A 16485-nucleotide genomic window follows, 5' to 3' on the forward strand; every position below is an offset into this window, starting at 1 on the left:
CTTCTTTGCTGCCGCCTCATCGGGGGAGGTTGCCGGGCGGCAGGGAACGAGAAAATGTACAGCTTCCTTTCCTATTGCAAATTGATAGTAGCCATGCCAGGTATTACTGGTGATGATGAATGATGCCACTCTTCGCAAGATCGACCTCAATCTGCTGCTGGCCTTTTCGGTGCTGATGCAGGAACGCAATGTCAGTCGCGCCGCAGAGCGGCTGCTGCTTGGCCAGCCCGGTCTTTCGGCCGCTTTGCGGCGCCTGCGCGAGGCACTGGATGACGAATTGTTCGTGCGCGTCGGCCGCGGCCTGCAGCCGACGCCGCGGGCCCTTTCCATCGCCCCGGCGATCGAGGATGCGCTGTCGGGCATCGAGCGTGCCATCCGCCCGCAGGCCGAATTCGATCCGGCCAGCTGGCAGGGCGAGTTCCGCATCGGCATGTGCGACAATCTTGAATCGGCCTTCTTCGGCCCGCTTGCCGCCCGTCTTCTCCAGCTCTCACCCGGCGCCCGGCTGATCGGCATCGCTTCCGACAAACGCGATGCCGCGCGCCGGCTGGACGAGGGCGTCTTCGACTTCAGCGTCTCGGTGCACGAAGAGCCGGCCTCCTGGCACATCCGCGCGCCGCTGTTCGATCAGGCCTCGATCTGCATCTACGATGAAGCCCAGCTCCGGCTGAAGGCGCCGTTGAGCCTCAAGGATTTCGCCAATGTCGCCCATGTCACCGTTTCGTTCGAAGGCAATGCCGCGACCAGCATCGATAGCGCGCTGAGCCGCACTGGCCACGTCAGGCAGGTGGTGGCGACGGTGCCGCGTTTTTCCGCCTTGCCGACGGCGCTCAGGGCCATGCCGGCCATCGCCACGGTGCCGGAATCGATCGGTCGCTGCATGGCGCAATTGCATGGGCTGACGATCTGCCAGCCGCCGCTTTCCCTGCCGGCCGATCCCGTGACCATGCTCTATCGCCGCGTCGACCAGGCGGACGGCCGGGCGCGCTGGTTCCGCGGCCTGTTCCTTGACGTCGCCAGCGTGGCGCTCGAAGCCTCCGGCTGCCGCGTATCGATATCGAGAGCTGCGGCTTGACTCAGGGGTGATTGCATCGAGATTGTCGCCCCGGCCGCCGTCTATTCAATGACCGATTTGAACCACGTACAGAAGGCTGAAATTGATTTTTGGGGGGAAGCCCTGCAGATCAGAAAATAGCTCTCCTGTGCGAGAATCGCGATGTCCGAGAGCACGATCAGGTCGCCATTCTCGATTTCGCGGCGGCATAACTCGACCGGGCAAAGTGCCACGCCATGACCGGCAATGGCGGCGGTTGCGAGCAAATTGAAGTCTTGAAACACCGGCCCCCTTAGCGTTGGCGTCAACGGCACGCCCGCCTTGTCGAGCCACTGCGCCCAATGCGCTGTGGTCTCGTCGTGGAGCAGGTCTGCCGTTGCGATCTGTGTCGCGTGGTCGATGCTGCCCTTTCTTTCAAGATAGCGCGGACTGGCGACAGGTTGAGTGGCGCGGGAGAAAAGCTGGTGGCAAACGACGCCTTCGAAGGTGTCGGCGCCAAGCGTAATCAGTACATCGCAGCCGGTTTCACGCAGACGCTGTTCGGCCATGGCGTAGACCACCTTTATTGTGACATCCGAATGCTTCGCCAGGAAATCGCTGAGCGATGGTATCAGCCATCGCGTCGCGATGGACGGGATGCAGCCGACGGTGATCTCGGATCTCGTCCTGAGCTTCAATAATTCCGCTTCTGCGGAAATTCTTTCAAGACTGCTCGATAGGGTTTCGGCAAAGCTTTTGGCCTCGGGTGCGAGCCGCACGCCGCGTTTTTCACGCAGAAACAAGGCACGTCCGAACCATTCCTCCAAATGACGGATCTGATGGCTGATCGCGGCATGCGTGACGCGCAATTCGTCGCCGGCGCGTGAGAAACTTGAAAGACGCGCTGCCGCTTCGAAGGCTCTCAATGCGCCGAATGGAAGTGTCATCTGTAAGTTTTCCTCAGCTATCCGATAGAAATCATCATTTGTCAGATTATGGAGATCACCAGTATGGCTGAAGGAAGCGGATCTGAACAGTATCGCTGACGTGTCAAATTTTCTTACACCAGGAGAGCGAAATGTACGTGCGCAGCCTGAAGGATGTCGAAGCAACCGACTATTTTGTGGAATGGGGCAATGGGACGAGCCACCGTTTGCTGACGGAAAAGGACGGGATGGGTTTTACCGTGTGTCATACGATCGTGCGCGCCAACACCGTTTCGCTTCTCGAATACCGCCAGCATCTCGAAGCCTGCTATTGCATCGCCGGCGAGGGCGAGGTGGAGGATATGGACGGCACCGTCTTTCCGATCCGTCAAGGCGATATCTATGTGCTCGACAAGCATGACAAGCATCTGCTGCGCGGCGGCCGTGACCAGGATATGATCCTCGTCAGCGTCTTCAATCCGCCGCTCGAGGGATCCGAGCGCCATAATCTGAACGACCCCTCGGGATCGGCTTATTGAGATCAGCCTATAAGGGAAAGTGCGCGGTTTTCTGACGGTCAGTCGGCCTGTTACAGCTCGCCTTTATGAAAATAGGCTTCGAGCCGGTAGCCGTCCGGGTCGATGATGAAGGCGGCGTAATAGAATTGTCCGTAATCCGGCCGGATCCCCGGTTCGCCATTATCCGTGCCGCCGGAGGCGACGGCCGCCGCGTGAAAGGCATCGACCGCAGCCTCGTTCGGGGCGACGAAGCAGAAATGCAGCCCGGATCGCAGATCGGCAACAACGGGGTGTTCGACCTGCATCACCCAGAGGCCGACCCTTTCCGGGCCGTAGCCGATCATCGTGTCGGAATTGGACAGCCGCTCATATCCGAGCGGCGCCAGCGCCGCGTCGTAGAAACGGCGGGCTCTTTCGATGTCCTTTACGCCGATGGAGACATGATCGAACATGGACGCAAACTCCCTGACTTCCCTTGGTCTCCGAAGGACGGCTCATCCCTCAAGATGGCACGACGCCAACATCTTTCAACCGCGGTCCGAAGTCAACGAAAGGGCGTCGTTCAAAAAGGCTGGCGATCCGCTCGAGCGTCCTGGCAAAGAAATCGGCGCGCCGAAATTACCGCTGTTCAGCGCAAGCCCTGCGACGCTGTCACGTGATTTAGGGGAGGGCGGAGTAGGGTCCGGATCCTAGCGCCACGGATGAGCCGGCGGGGTGTCACGAGCGATCTGCGCAGCGTCGGATAGCCTGAGCCATTCCTTCCGGTATCCGATGTTGAGAAGATTGAAGGACAACATGTCTCTCCCGGCCTGCGAACGGCTCGCGCCGATCACGGCATGGTCCGCGTGCGTCGGAACGCTCGCGTGATAGACGGTCCACGAACGGGCGGGTTCGATCCGGCGGTCGCGTCCAATGTCCATGGCGTAGTGGCCGGCCGCGCCGCCCTTGTTATTACCGACAGCAAAGGCGTTCGGTCTTCCTTCGTCTTCATGGCTGTTCACGATGTCAACCTTCCGTCATTCGGGCCGTGGCCAAACGTTGTCTCGATCAGTGTTACGCCGCTGCCGGGCGATAGGTTTACCGGCTCCAGGCTGTCTTCCGTCGTGACCCGCTCGTGACGTTCGTCGTCGCTGCGGATACGGTATTGCAGCAGATTGCCTCTCGGAGGCAGCGTGGCGGTAATGCGGTATGTGTCGGGGAGCTTGGAAGGCACGATCAGGAACCCGTCCTTCAGCCGGACGGTCTGCCCAACCTTGAAGATATGTGTTGCTGGCTCGCGTCGGACCGAACGTCCATTGCGTTGCGGGGTGCGCGTAGCGGTCATGACGGTTTGCGGTCCTTTTCGAGCGCGGTTTCGAGATCTGACGGATGGATAGGCATCATCTGCAGTGTCGAACTCTGTGCGGCGATCGCCGGCAGGTGGATGAAGGCGCCGATCCGTCGCCAGGCAAGCCTGGAAACGCCATCGATCAATTCCTCGTCATAATCGACGCGATATTCCCCGGCTGGCTGTGCTCTGTCGAAACCTGGCAGGCGGAAAGGAGATGAAAAGTGGACGACGGTTTGTGTGGTGCGACTTGTCATGACTGAAGCCTCCGCAGGAAACACCGATGCATTTCCTGTATCGTTGAGATCCGAACCGGACGAACTCGACGTTGCCGGTACATCCGCGGTCAGCGCCAAGCTCATTCCGGATCGAATACGCGAAATGCACGCCGGAACGACGTCATATATTCGCTATCGAGAATTCGGTGGTGTATGGCGGGTCGTAGGTCTCTGACACCGCGAAGCCAAGTCGGCCAAATCGACGAGGCTTATCGTTACGCCTAGATTACGTTTAAATCAAGATAAATTCGGATTTATCTATAAAAAACGCCAAATTAACTCCGTGGTCACGCAAATAAAATGGAGCGTAATGGCTCAAGAAATTCTATTCAATTCATAATTATTACAAAACATCCCGCCGAAATGATTTCCTGATTTTTCATGCGTGAATAATATTTCTTGGCACTCCTATCAATGGAGTGCCACGGGTGCTATTTATGTGTTGCAGCCGCCATACGCGCCGGCAGCAGAAAGACCTCTATGAAATTCCGTTCACTTCACGACCGCGTCGTCATTCGACGTGCGGAAGGCGATGTCAAATCCAAGGGCGGAATCATCATTCCAGACGCCGCCAAGGAAAAGCCGCAGGAAGGCGACGTGGTCGCAGTCGGCCCGGGCCTGCGCGACAGCAACGGTAATCTGATCCCGCTCGACGTTAAGGTCGGTGATCGCATTCTGTTCGGAAAATGGTCGGGGGCAGAGGTCACGATCGAGGGCGAGATCCTTCTGATCATGAAGGAGACCGACATCATGGGCATCGTCGAAAAGATCGGAGTGGCCTCTCAAAAGGCCGCCTGATCGATCGCATTCCGATCCGTATCTCAAGACCGAACTGGACCAATATCATGTCTGCCAAGGAAATCAGATTCTCCACCGATGCGCGCGATCGCCTGCTGCGCGGCGTCGAATTGCTCAACAACGCCGTCAAGGTCACGCTTGGCCCCAAGGGCCGCAACGTCGTCATCGACAAGGCCTATGGCGCACCGCGCATCACCAAGGACGGCGTCACTGTCGCCAAGGAAGTCGAGCTCGCCGACAAGTTCGAGAACATGGGCGCGCAAATGGTGCGCGAGGTAGCGTCGAAGACCAATGATCTTGCCGGCGACGGCACGACGACGGCGACGGTGCTTGCGGCCTCCATCTTTCGTGAAGGCGCAAAGCTCGTCGCTGCCGGCATGAATCCCATGGATCTCAGGCGCGGCATCGATCTCGGCGTCGTTGCGGTGGTCAAGGAGATCCAGGCGCGGGCGAGGAAAGTCAAATCGTCAGGCGAGATCGCCCAGGTCGGCACCATTGCCGCCAATGGCGACGTCAGCGTCGGCGAGATGATCGCCAAGGCGATGGACAAGGTCGGCAATGAGGGCGTCATCACCGTTGAGGAGGCGCGCACCGCCGAGACCGAACTCGACGTCGTCGAGGGCATGCAGTTCGACCGCGGGTACCTCTCACCCTATTTCGTTACCAATGCCGAGAAGATGCGCGTGGAACTGGAGGACCCCTATATCCTCCTTCACGAGAAGAAACTCGGCAGCCTTCAGGCGATGCTGCCAATCCTGGAAGCCGTCGTGCAGACCGGCAAACCGCTTCTGCTCATCTCCGAGGATGTCGAAGGCGAGGCGTTGGCGACGCTGGTCGTCAACAAGCTGCGCGGCGGCCTGAAGGTCGCGGCCGTCAAGGCGCCGGGCTTCGGCGACCGCCGCAAGGCCATGCTGGAAGATATTGCCGTGCTGACATCAGGCCAGATGATTTCCGAGGATCTCGGCATCAAGCTCGAAAACGTCACGCTCGATATGCTCGGCCGCGCCAAGCGCGTGCTGATCGAGAAGGAGAGCACCACGATCATCGACGGTTCCGGCGAGAAAGCGGCCATCCAGGCGCGCATCCAGCAGATCAAGGCGCAGATCGAGGAGACCACCTCCGACTACGACAAGGAAAAGCTGCAGGAACGCCTGGCGAAACTGGCCGGCGGCGTCGCAGTCATCCGTGTCGGCGGTGCGACCGAGACGGAGGTCAAGGAAAAGAAGGACCGCATCGACGACGCGCTGAACGCGACCCGTGCGGCGGTCGAAGAGGGCATCGTACCGGGCGGCGGCGTGGCACTGTTGCGCGCGAAGTCGGCGCTGACGGGTTTGACCGGCGACAACGCCGACGTGACGGCCGGCATCTCGATCGTGCTCAGGGCGCTTGAAGCCCCGATCCGGCAGATCGCCGACAATGCCGGGTTCGAAGGCTCCATCGTCGTCGGAAAACTCGCCGGCAGCAATGATCACAATCAGGGCTTCGACGCACAGACGGAGACCTATGTTGATATGATCGAGGCCGGCATCGTCGATCCGGCCAAGGTCGTACGCACCGCTCTGCAGGACGCCGGCTCGATTGCGGCGCTTCTGATCACCGCCGAGGTGATGATCGCCGACATTCCCGCAAGAGACTCTGCCCCTTCAGCCGGAAATGGCGGCATGGGCGATATGGGATACTGAGGCCAGCCTGAACCGGTCCGGCGTCGCCGGACGGCGCAACCCGAACAATAGACAGGGAGAATTCCAATGTCCGTGCAGAGCAGCAGCAAGACATCGATTACCCAGCGTTTCGACAATTACCAGCCATCCAAGACGCTTCTCGTCTGGGCCTGCGTCGTCACGGCGATCGCCACGATGATCATCGGCTTCAGCTGGGGAGGCTGGGTCACAGGCGGCACGTCAAGCAAAGCGGCCGCCGCCGCCGGCGATACCGCACGCGGAGAATTGGCGTCGGCCATTTGCGTCGAGCGGTTCAAGGCGGCGCCGGATGCGAGCGCTAAACTGATCGAGTTCAAAGCGCTTAACGACGGCTACAAGCAGCGTCAGTTTGTCGAAGCGGGCGGCTGGGCAACCATGCCTGGGCAGACCTCGTCCGACAGCCGAAGTGTTCAAGGCTGCGCCACTGCGCTTGCCGTCTGACGCCGTTTTTCTAGAGCGCTCCGATATATCTGCGGAGCGCTCCCACTGTTGAAGCAGGAAATGACCCATGATCCGCTTTGAAAAAAAGAGCGACCCGCAGCCAGCCGCAGACGACGCCGGCGGCGAAAGCCTCAAGAAAGTCCCTGAGGCATCAGCCGACGGGCAGAAAAAAGCCGCCAACGACAGCACACGTCGCCGCGCGCCGCAGGCGGCGGAAGATGACGACCGGCTTATCTGAGCATAGCGTCACACCGCGGTTGACGGCCTAGCGATAATCCAGCCAGACCCCGCCGGCGTCGGCGGACCGCACGCAGTTTTCCACCCAGCGCACCCCTTCCAGCCCGGCATCGACATCGGGAAAGACCAGATCCTCAATGCCCGCCGGCGCGAGGCCGCGCGCTCTGTGGATGGCAAAGCCGAAGCGACGGTAGAGGTTCGCCCAGGCTTCGAAAAGGCCTTCCGGATGGCCGCCGCCGATGCGGTCGTCGATCCTGGCCTCGGGATAGAGATAGTCCATGCCGCGCTCGAGAATGCGGGCGGGTTCCCCCTGGATTTCGTAGGAGAGCTGGTTCGGCCGCTCATCCCACCATTCGATGCTGGCCTTCGAGCCCACGATGCGGATCTTCTGGCCGTGCATGGAGCCGGCATTGACGGCGCTCGACCAGATGGTGGCGATCGCGCCATTGTCGTATTCCATCAGGGTCACCGCATTGTCCTCCAGCGGCGCGCGGCTTTTGACGAAGCTCTGGCGGGTGCAGAGGAGGCGGCTGATCTTGAGGTGCGGCAGAATGACCTTGGCAATGTAGAGCGGATGGGTTCCGACGTCGCCGAGGACATAGCTGGGGCCCGCGAATTTCGGATCGACACGCCAGCGCGTCGACGGGTTCTGCTCCTCCACCGCGGCACTGTGGAAGCCGTGCGCAAATTGCAGGTTGACGATGCGGATCTCACCGAGATCGCCATTCCTGACCATGGCGCGCGCCTGCTCGATCATCTGATGGCCGGCATAGCCATAGGTCACGCCGACGATCCGGCCGCGCGCTTTTGACAGCGCCTTCAACTCCTCGGCTTCGGCGATGGTAAAGCAGAGCGGCTTTTCGCAGATCACATGCAGATCATGTTCGAGAGCTGCCTTGCAGATCGCGAAATGAGTGTTGTTGGGTGTTGCGATCGACACCGCCTCGATACCGTCGGCGCGTGCGGCTTCGGCGGCAAACATCGCTGCATAGTCCGGGTAGCTCCGGGCTGCGTCGAGCCCGAGATCGAGACCGAAGGCGTGACCGCGCTCGGGATCGATATCGAAGGCGCCCGCCGCAAGGGCAAAGACGTCGTCGCGATGCGCCGCCGAGCGATGAATATAGCCGATCTGGCTGCCTTTGCCGCCGCCGACCATGCCCCAGCGGATCGGCTTTCGCCTGTCATTCGTCATAGTGTTTTCCCTAAAAACCAACGGACCTGAGGTAATCGCGGCTTTGCTTCACATCGTCGAGGCTGCCGGCGACATTCCTCGGATCGCGCTCCTGCTCGATGGTGATGAAGCCGTGATAACCGATCTCCTCGAGCGTCCGCTTGACGGCGGGGTAGTCGATGATGCCGCGGCCGATCGGGCACATCACGCCCTGTCCGCAGGCCTCGAAGAAGCGGATCCTTTCACCGAGCACGCGGTCGAAGACGGCCTGGTCGATATCCTTGAAATGGACGTAGTCGAGCCGGTCGGCATAGCGGCGCAGCGTCTCCACCGGGTCCATGCCGGCATAATAAGTATGGCCGGTGTCAAGGCAGAAGCCGGCGACTGCCTGCGGAATGTCGTTCGCCACCCGCTCGATCTCGTCGGCGAATTCGATATAGCCGCCCGCATGCGGATGGATGACGGCGCGAACGCCGTATTTGCGCTGAGCAAGTTCGGCGATCGCCGTGATATTGGCGATCATCCCGGCCCAGGCCTTGTCGTCGAGGCGCGGCGCACGATCGGAATGGCCGGCGGCATAGTCCCGCTCGTCATGGCCCCAGTCCATGACCGTGAGATAGGGCGTCCTGAACCGCTGGCCCGCCACCTGTTCCGGCTGCGGCAGTCGGGTGATCACGGCGCAGATTTCGTCGGTCTGCCGCAGCAATGTCTCCCGGTTGTCGGGAGAGACCAGATCGTCGAAGATCGTGCCGGCGACGATGAACAGATTGCGTTCGGCAAGCGCCTTGGCAACCAGCGCATCATCGAGCGGCACGTAGCCGTAGGGCCCGAGCTCAAGGCCGCCATAGCCGGCGGCGGCGGCCTCGTCGAAGACGCGCTCCCAGGCGGGAAGGTTTGGATTGTTGACGTCATCAACGCCCCAGCAGCAGGGGGCCGTCGTAATCGTGATGGTCACGGTTCTGTTCCTGATAGTGGTGATGCCGAGGGTCAGCCGCGTTTCCCGGGCCAGTATTTGTCGACATATTTCTGGATTTCGGCGCGCATGAAGCGGCCGGATTCATCGGCGCGGTCTTCCCAGCCGAAGACGCAGGCGGTGATGATGCCGTCGAAGCCGACAGCGGCGAGCGAGGAGAAGAACACATCCCAGTTGATCTCGCCCTGGTACATATCCATGTGCTGATGGATCGTCACCTTGGCGCCCGGCGGGTTGATGATGTAGCGCAGCCCTGACGACGCCTTGTGATTATAGGTATCGGCCACATGCACATGGGCGATCAGCGGGCCGGCATCGCGGATCATCCGCGCCATGTCGTCACCGAAATAGAAAGTATGCGGCGCGCAATAGAGGAACTTGACGTTCTTCGAGCCGATGGTCTTCAGCATGTCGATCGCCGGATGCAGCGTTTCGCACCAGTCTTCCGGATGCGGCTCCATGTTGAGCGTGACACCCTCGCGCTCGAACACCGGAACGAGCTCTTCCATCGAGCGCCACCAGGCTGCCTCGCTGTGTTCGTGGGTGTGCATGCCGCCGCAGCAGTTGGAGCGGTGGCTGCGATCCGGCGACGGGCCGCGGCCGAATTCCGAGTTCATCGTATCGCAGCCCATTTCGGCCGCGATTTCGATCGCTTCCTTCCAGTAGCGCACCGCCGCCTGCCGCTCATCCTCATGCGGGCTCGCCCAGCGATACATCGGCAGCAGCGAGGCGAGCTGGACGCCATGATCCTTCAGCGCCGCCTTGAATTCCGCGATGCGTTCCTTGTGTGCCCGCGGGCGCACCCACCAGGGCAGGAAATCGTCGCGCGGCGAAAGCTCGATATGCTCATAGCCGAGCTCGGCCGCCTTGCGGCAGAGGTCGTTGAGGTTGAGGTGACGGTGCATATGCGGGTCGAGTGCGATCTTCATCTGGTTCCTCCGTCATCCCCAGCCATCGCCGGCGGACGCTCCTTGATCTCGTTTCATGCTTCCGGTGCTCCTCCCGGATTGCCGCCACGATACTGCCGCGGCGCCTCGATATTCCAATGCTTCGATGATCAAATTTGATCATTGACCGTGCGAAGCGCGGATGCTCTGCTGTGTCAGCTTTGGGAGTGAATAAGCCTGTGACGAAGGTGACTTTGAAGGATGTGGCCCGGGAAGCCGGCGTCGGCACCGCGACGGTGGAGCGCGTCCTCAATAATCGCGGCGGCGTTCGGCCGGAGACGGTGGAGAAGGTGTTTCTCGCGGCAAGACGGCTTGAATACCGGCAAAGCCTGCCGGTCGCCCATCGCGGCCTGATCCGGATCGAGGTGATCCTGGTTCGCCCGGAGACCAGCTTCTATTCGCGCCTGAACCGGGCGTTCGAGCGCATCGCCGCCTCGCTCGACGACAGCATCGTCGTTCACCGCACCTTCGTGCGCGAGAACGAGCCGGCGCAATTTGCCCGCTATATCGCCAACCCGACGGCCCGCCGGTCGGCGCTGATCGTGGTCGCGCCCGACCATGCCGATGTCGTCACCAGCGTGCGGAAGGCGGCCGGTCTCGGCATTCCCGTCGTCCAGATCATGACCCGTCCGGCCCCCGAACTGCCCTATGTCGGTATCGACAATTACGCCGCCGGCCGCACCGCCGCCCATTACATGTCGGGCATGCTGGCGCAGCGCCCCGGCTCCTTCGTCGCTCTCTGCCATAGCGGCGCCTATGAGAACCATAAGGAGCGGATCCGTGGCTTCTCCGCCTATCTCTCGGACCATGCTTCAAACGAGCATCGTTTCATCGAAGTCATGTTCGATCTCGACGACGAGCACAATGCCATCGAACTGCTGCAAGCGGCGCTGAGGCGGGAGCCCGGCATCATCGGCGTCTATAGCGCCGGCGGCGACAACAAGGGCGTTGCCAGGGTGCTCGCGGCCAACAAGGCCGGGCGGCCCTTCTGGGTCGGCCACGAATTGACCGGGCAGACGCAGGACTATCTCCGCCGTGGTATCATGTCGATCGTGCTCGATCAGGCGCCGGAGGTCCAGGCGAGGCGTTCGATAGACCTTGCCCTGAACAGGCTTGGTCTCATCGAGGTGGAAGTCAGCGCCGAGCCAGTGCGCTTCCTGACGATCACGCGGGAAAATCTTTGAGGTGGATGTAATCGGCGTTTTGGGGCGCCGGCGCGCCCCTATTGCAACTGAGGCTTCTTGAGAAAGCTGTTGCGGTCGGCGGACTTGATGCGCAGCCAGGCTTCCCGGCCGTTCCTGAGGACCCGCATGGGGATCTCGGCGCCGGCGGGACCGCTGCTCCATAGCTTGCGGTAGAAATCGGCCAGGCCGTCGACCTCCTCGTCGCGGATCTCCGAGATGATATCGCCCTGCCGCAGGCCCGCCTGGGCGGCCGGACCGCCTTCGGCCACGCTCATCACCACCACGCCGCCATTGCTCTCGGCGGAGAAGGCACCGAGCCAGGGCCGCGGCGGCTTGTTGACCTGGCCCCGGTTCAACAGATCGTCGAGGATCGGCGGTAAAAGGTCGATCGGCACGACCATGTTGATATCGGCGACCTCGTCGCCCTGGCTCATCTGCAGGCGAAGCGAACCGATGCCGAGAAGTTTGCCGTCCGAACCGATCAATGCGGCACCGCCCCACGAGGGATGGGCCGGTGCCGTGAAAATCGCCTCGTCCAGCAGATATTCCCAGTAGCCGGCAAATTCCTGCCGGGCGACGATGTTTGCCTGGACGAATTCTCCGATCCCATCGGCGAGCACGACAGAATCGCCGGGCTTGGCCGTGGCCGCGTCGCCGAGATCCACCGCCGGCGCATTCAGCGGGCCAAGCGCCTGCACCAGGCCGAAGCCGCTCTCCTGATCGTAGGCAAGCGCATGCGCGGGAACGACGCGCCCGTCATGGGTCGTGAGCCATACTTCTTCAGCCTCGGTGATGAGATAACCGATGGTCAGCACCAGCCCGTTGTCGCGAATGACCACGCCGCTGCCCTCCCGGACAGTGCCCAGCGTCTGCGCTGTGAAGGCATCTTCCGGAATGGAGGAACGGACGGCCACGACTGACCGCAGAATCGGATCGATATTCATGCTTTTATCCCGATGGGCGCCGGAGCATTCTTCCTTGAATAGGTAAGAGAATGAACGGCGGGTGCAAGGCCGTATCGGACGGAATTTCGGCAGGCCAACGCTGATGCCTGCACCAATCAAAGTTTCACTGAGCGCCGAGACTATCTCGCATGGCCCCGGGCGGTTGAGCGCGACCATATTGCCGCGGCGAGCATCCCATCACTCTCTTGAAAGCAGTGCTGAATGCGCTTTCGGATTCATAGCCGAGCGACAGGGCGACACCGGCGATTGCTTCAGCCGAGTTCGTCAATCGGTCACCTGCGAGAAGCATGCGCCAGCGCGTCAAATAATCCATCGGGGCAAGCCCGACCTTTTCCTTGAAGTGAAGAGCAAAACTCGACCGGGACATCGAGGCCCGTTCAGCCAGCGACTGCAAGGTCCACTTGCGGGCCGGATCGGCGTGCACCGCACCGATAGCCGCACCGATCCGCCGGTCGGCAAGCGCGAAAAGCCAGCCGACGCCGCGCGCATTCGGCGATGCGATATGGAGGCGCAATACCTGCATGAGCATGACATGAGCAAAATGCTCCGCCATCAGAAAGCCACCCGGCTGCTGGTCACGCAATTCGCGCGTCATCCGATCGAGACACCAGCGCAGCACGGCGGCGTGATCGGAATCCTTCTTCACATGGACGATCGGCGGCAGGATTCCGAGAAGGATGTCCGAATTTCCCCCCGAAAAGGAAAAACGGCTGCCGATCAGGAAGAAATCGCCGCCGCCGCCGCAAGTCGCAATCCCATCGCGGGCGATCGAATAGATCGCATCGGACGGGATCGCTTCGAGAGTCGGATCGCTGGCGAGACGAAAGGCTCGGCGGCTCGTCAGCAGAAAGCAGTCGCTTTCCTCGAGGCGGACAGCTTCGGGGACGCCATCGACGCTCAGCCAGCACGCGCCTGATATCACCGCGTTGAACTTGATGCCATCAGGGGGCGGAAAATCGATCGCCCAAGCACCGCCAGCGTCAAGCCCAGCGGAAACATAGCTGCGCGGTTTGAGCAGTGCGAGAACATCGGATAATGGGTCCATAAGAAATCCGGACGATGGCGAAGAGATGACGGACTTTAGCGCATAGATCGTCTGGAGGCCACGCCTTATTCTCGCGGTCGTCGTGCCGAGCGACGGCAACACGGAACAAGGGTAATTATCATGAATGACAAACAAGTCCCCATCGGCTCCGGATTTGGAGCCTACACGACTGCCGACGAGGTTCTGGCCGGTCTCGATCTTTCCGGCAAGCGCGCCATCGTCACCGGTGGCCATTCCGGCCTCGGGCTCGAGACCACACGGGCTCTGGCGGGCGCGGGCGCTAAGGTGATCATCGGCGCAAGGAGCATCGAGGCGGCGCGCAGCGCGGTCGCCGGCATCGATGGGGTAGAGATTGATCGGATCGACCTTTCCGACCTCGAAAGCGTTCGCGTCTTTGCCGAGCAGTTCGTCGCGTCTGGCCGCAGCATCGATATGGTGATCAACAGCGCCGGCATCATGGCCTGCCCGGAAACGCGCGTCGGCGACGGATGGGAGGCACAATTCGCGACCAACCATCTCGGCCATTTTGCCTTGGTCAATCGCCTTTGGCCGGCAATCTCGCGCGGCGCTCGCATCGTTTCGGTTTCCTCCGGGGGCCATCGCAACTCCGCCATACGATGGGAGGATATGCAATTCGAGACCGGTTACGACAAATGGCGGGCCTACGGCCAGTCGAAGACTGCCAACGCACTTTTCGCCGTGCATCTGGACAGGCTCGGGCGCGACAGCGGCATCCGCGCCTTCTCGCTGCACCCGGGGAAGATCTTTACCCCCTTGCAGCGCCATCTCGCAAAGGAGGAAATGGTCAGTGCCGGCTGGATCGATGCGGACGGCAATCCGATGGATCCGACGTTCAAGACGCCATCCCAGGGGGCCGCCACGCAGGTCTGGGCGGCGACCTCGCCGCAACTCGACGGTATGGGAGGCCTCTATTGCGAAGACTGCGATATCGCCATCCGCGCAACGGATGGAGAACCCGGCGGTGTCAGCGACCATGCAGCCGATGCCGAGGAGGCAGCGCGCCTATGGATCCTGTCGGCAAGGTTGACCGGCATTGACGCTTTCGCGGCGGCCTGAAGCCATAGCTCGCGGCAAACCCTCGTCAATGCGTGCTGAAGACGCTGCCGATTGTCTTGCCGTCCTCGTGCTCACCCGGGCCTACTCGGGTGAAAGCCCGATCAACTCGATCCGCAGCGCCTCGCCGGGGGGATGTTGCCGGAAAAGAGATCCCGCGGTGGATGACGGCCGGTTGCTTTCTGGGAAACCAATGCTGACGTGCCAGATTGTATTTGCGCAAATAGCAGTCAAATCCGGCGACAATCCGTCATTAAAACGTATCAAGGAGTGCGAAAAAGCTGCGCCATACCGGCCAGCGTCGCTTCCCCAACTTGGCGCGCGACATTTTTCGTGACAGCGGCATTGTGCAACAATATACCGTCAATCTCATCAGGAATCAGACTGACACGGATCACGACATGAAAGACTGGCATCCCGATCTCAGCCGCAGCAGCAGTCCTCGTTATATGGCGATCGCCGACGTGATCGAACTGGATTTGCGCAGCGGGCATCTGGTGGTTGGGGACCGGCTGCCGCCGCAACGTGAACTCGCCAAGCGGCTGAATGTCGATTTCACGACGGTAGCCAGAGGTTATGTCGAGGCGCAGAAGCGCGGGCTGGTGGATTCGCATGTCGGCCGGGGCACCTTCGTCACCGGTGGCGCCGACAAGGAGCGCCAGGGTTTTGCGCCCGACGCCGCGCCCGATCCCCGCCGCGCCTCCGTCGTCGATTTCTCGATGAACATGCCGCCGGAGCCGGATGACCCGGAACTGATTGCCCGCATGCGCGAGGGCATGTCGGCAGTGGCGGCGAGCCTCATTCCGCTGCTGCGCTATCAGGGTTTCGGCGGCTCCAGCATGGACAAGGAGGCTGCAGCCTCCTGGCTCAGCCGTCGCGGGCTGGTGCCGTCGCAGGAGCGGATCTTCGTCACGCCAGGCGCCCATCCGGCCCTGCTGGCGATTTTTGGTCTGCTGGCAAAACCCGGCGAAACCGTGCTTTCGGAAGTCATCACCTATCCCGGCATGCGCTCGATCGCCGCCCAGCTGCGGCTCAATCTGACCGGCCTGCAGATGGACGAGGACGGTATCCTGCCCGACGCCTTTGCCGAGGCCTGCGAGAGATTGAAGCCGAAGGCGCTTTATCTCAATCCGACGCTGCAGAACCCGACGACCCTGACCATCCCGGTCAGGCGGCGCGAGGAGATCTGCGCCGTTGCCCGCAAATATCACGTGCCGATTGTCGAAGACGATGCCTACGGCTTCATTCCGCAGCAAGGTCCGGCGCCGCTCGCGGCAACAGCGCCTGATCTGACTTGGCATATTGGCGGACTGGCAAAATGCATCGGTGCGGGCCTGCGCCTTGCCTATGTCGTGGCGCCCGACAGCAAGGCCGTATGGCCCTTCGTCAGCGCCATGCGCGCCAACAATGTCATGGCCTCGCCGCTGACCGTGGCGCTCGCCACCCGCTGGATCGAGGATGGCACCGCCGATACGATCCTGCGCTTCATCCGTGCCGAAGCCGCCGCCCGCCAGCAGATGGTCGCCACCATCCTGCCTGCCGGCAGCTACCGCGCGGATCCGATCAGTTTCAACATCTGGCTGCCGCTTTCCAACGGCTGGACCCGCTCCACCTTCGGCAGCCATACCCGCTCCTCCGGCATCGGCGTCGTCGCAAGCGATGCCTTCACGGTGGAGGGCACGGCGCCCGAGGCGGTGCGCGTCTGCCTCGGCGGGCCGATCACCCGGGAGAAGTTGCAGGGCGCGCTGGAATTCATGGCCCATGCGCTGGAAGGCCCGCCCGAGATGGCGGCCTCGTTCTTCTGACGTTCAAGCGTTGCGGCCGAACCCACCGGGCGCATCCGAAAGCCGGAAGCGGTCACCCATCAA

General features: G+C 61.6%; 19 protein-coding genes. 9 read left to right on the forward strand and 10 right to left on the reverse strand.

What is annotated here, in order from left to right; genetic code table 11:
- The first annotated feature begins 112 nt into the window (after positions 1–112).
- Entirely contained in the window at positions 113–1075 is a 963-nt protein-coding gene (locus FHT79_RS28960) for a LysR family transcriptional regulator (protein WP_047614329.1), read from the forward strand.
- Positions 1076–1116: 41 nt separating this feature from the next.
- Here FHT79_RS28960 and FHT79_RS28965 read toward each other — a convergent pair whose 3' ends face one another.
- On the reverse strand, positions 1117–1980 hold the full coding sequence (locus FHT79_RS28965; protein WP_097595723.1) for a LysR substrate-binding domain-containing protein: 864 nt from the start codon (positions 1978–1980) through the stop codon (positions 1117–1119).
- Positions 1981–2111: 131 nt separating this feature from the next.
- Between FHT79_RS28965 and FHT79_RS28970 the strand changes: the two genes are divergently transcribed.
- On the forward strand, positions 2112–2498 hold the full coding sequence (locus tag FHT79_RS28970) for an ectoine synthase (protein WP_048338366.1): 387 nt from the start codon (positions 2112–2114) through the stop codon (positions 2496–2498).
- 50 nt (positions 2499–2548) lie between these two features.
- On the opposite strand, the gene FHT79_RS28975 is transcribed toward FHT79_RS28970, so the two are convergent.
- The 4 genes from FHT79_RS28975 to FHT79_RS28990 form a co-directional block, all read right to left on the reverse strand.
- Positions 2549–2929 carry a VOC family protein gene (locus FHT79_RS28975; RefSeq protein ID WP_047614333.1) on the reverse strand — a complete coding sequence of 127 codons (381 nt, stop codon included), beginning with the start codon at positions 2927–2929 and terminating at the stop codon, positions 2549–2551.
- Positions 2930–3166: 237 nt separating this feature from the next.
- Positions 3167–3478, reverse strand: a complete 312-nt coding sequence (locus FHT79_RS28980) for a hypothetical protein (protein WP_097595722.1) — start codon at positions 3476–3478, stop codon at positions 3167–3169.
- Positions 3475–3801: a hypothetical protein gene (locus FHT79_RS28985; protein ID WP_097595721.1), complete on the reverse strand. Its 327-nt coding sequence runs from the start codon at positions 3799–3801 to the stop codon at positions 3475–3477. Before FHT79_RS28985 ends, FHT79_RS28980 begins: the two co-directional genes overlap by 4 nt.
- Positions 3798–4061 carry a hypothetical protein gene (locus FHT79_RS28990; protein ID WP_047614517.1) on the reverse strand — a complete coding sequence of 88 codons (264 nt, stop codon included), beginning with the start codon at positions 4059–4061 and terminating at the stop codon, positions 3798–3800. The genes FHT79_RS28985 and FHT79_RS28990 overlap by 4 nt, the downstream gene beginning before the upstream one ends.
- Positions 4062–4562: 501 nt before the next feature.
- On the opposite strand from FHT79_RS28990, the gene FHT79_RS28995 reads away from it, so the two are divergent.
- The 4 genes from FHT79_RS28995 (at position 4563) to FHT79_RS29010 (ending at position 7259) form a co-directional block, all read left to right on the forward strand.
- Complete coding sequence (locus FHT79_RS28995) at positions 4563–4880, forward strand: co-chaperone GroES (protein WP_047614337.1); 318 nt, start codon at positions 4563–4565, stop codon at positions 4878–4880.
- Between the two features lie 47 nt (positions 4881–4927).
- Positions 4928–6562, forward strand: coding sequence for a chaperonin GroEL (gene groL / locus FHT79_RS29000; protein WP_063476668.1), 1635 nt, complete (start codon positions 4928–4930; stop codon positions 6560–6562).
- Between the two features lie 66 nt (positions 6563–6628).
- Positions 6629–7021, forward strand: coding sequence for a hypothetical protein (locus FHT79_RS29005; RefSeq protein WP_047614341.1), 393 nt, complete (start codon positions 6629–6631; stop codon positions 7019–7021).
- 67 nt (positions 7022–7088) lie between these two features.
- Positions 7089–7259: a hypothetical protein gene (locus tag FHT79_RS29010; RefSeq protein WP_164735918.1), complete on the forward strand. Its 171-nt coding sequence runs from the start codon at positions 7089–7091 to the stop codon at positions 7257–7259.
- Positions 7260–7286: 27 nt separating this feature from the next.
- Here FHT79_RS29010 and FHT79_RS29015 read toward each other — a convergent pair whose 3' ends face one another.
- Genes FHT79_RS29015 through FHT79_RS29025 form a run of 3 tightly spaced genes read right to left on the reverse strand, consistent with a single transcriptional unit; the run spans position 7287 to position 10331 of the window.
- Complete coding sequence (locus FHT79_RS29015; protein ID WP_097595720.1) at positions 7287–8450, reverse strand: Gfo/Idh/MocA family oxidoreductase; 1164 nt, start codon at positions 8448–8450, stop codon at positions 7287–7289.
- Between the two features lie 10 nt (positions 8451–8460).
- The gene (locus tag FHT79_RS29020; protein ID WP_097595719.1) at positions 8461–9384 is read right to left on the reverse strand and encodes a TIM barrel protein; all 924 of its coding nucleotides are present in this window, start codon (positions 9382–9384) and stop codon (positions 8461–8463) included.
- Positions 9385–9416: 32 nt separating this feature from the next.
- Entirely contained in the window at positions 9417–10331 is a 915-nt protein-coding gene (locus FHT79_RS29025) for a sugar phosphate isomerase/epimerase (RefSeq protein ID WP_047614347.1), read from the reverse strand.
- 197 nt (positions 10332–10528) lie between these two features.
- On the opposite strand from FHT79_RS29025, the gene FHT79_RS29030 reads away from it, so the two are divergent.
- Entirely contained in the window at positions 10529–11533 is a 1005-nt protein-coding gene (locus FHT79_RS29030) for a LacI family DNA-binding transcriptional regulator (RefSeq protein ID WP_097595718.1), read from the forward strand.
- 38 nt (positions 11534–11571) lie between these two features.
- Here FHT79_RS29030 and FHT79_RS29035 read toward each other — a convergent pair whose 3' ends face one another.
- Positions 11572–12477, reverse strand: a complete 906-nt coding sequence (locus tag FHT79_RS29035; RefSeq protein WP_097595717.1) for a S1C family serine protease — start codon at positions 12475–12477, stop codon at positions 11572–11574.
- Between the two features lie 124 nt (positions 12478–12601).
- Positions 12602–13543: an AraC family transcriptional regulator gene (locus FHT79_RS29040; protein ID WP_097595716.1), complete on the reverse strand. Its 942-nt coding sequence runs from the start codon at positions 13541–13543 to the stop codon at positions 12602–12604.
- 120 nt (positions 13544–13663) lie between these two features.
- On the opposite strand from FHT79_RS29040, the gene FHT79_RS29045 reads away from it, so the two are divergent.
- Together FHT79_RS29045 and FHT79_RS29050 are read left to right on the forward strand one after the other, a co-directional pair.
- A complete protein-coding gene (locus FHT79_RS29045; protein WP_097630703.1) occupies positions 13664–14620 on the forward strand; it encodes an SDR family NAD(P)-dependent oxidoreductase in 957 nt (318 codons plus the stop codon).
- Positions 14621–15018: 398 nt separating this feature from the next.
- On the forward strand, positions 15019–16422 hold the full coding sequence (locus FHT79_RS29050) for a PLP-dependent aminotransferase family protein (protein ID WP_063476675.1): 1404 nt from the start codon (positions 15019–15021) through the stop codon (positions 16420–16422).
- The last annotated feature ends 63 nt before the right edge of the window (positions 16423–16485 follow it).

It is taken from the genome of Rhizobium sp. BK212 (assembly GCF_014197475.1).
GTDB lineage: Bacteria > Pseudomonadota > Alphaproteobacteria > Rhizobiales > Rhizobiaceae > Rhizobium > Rhizobium anhuiense.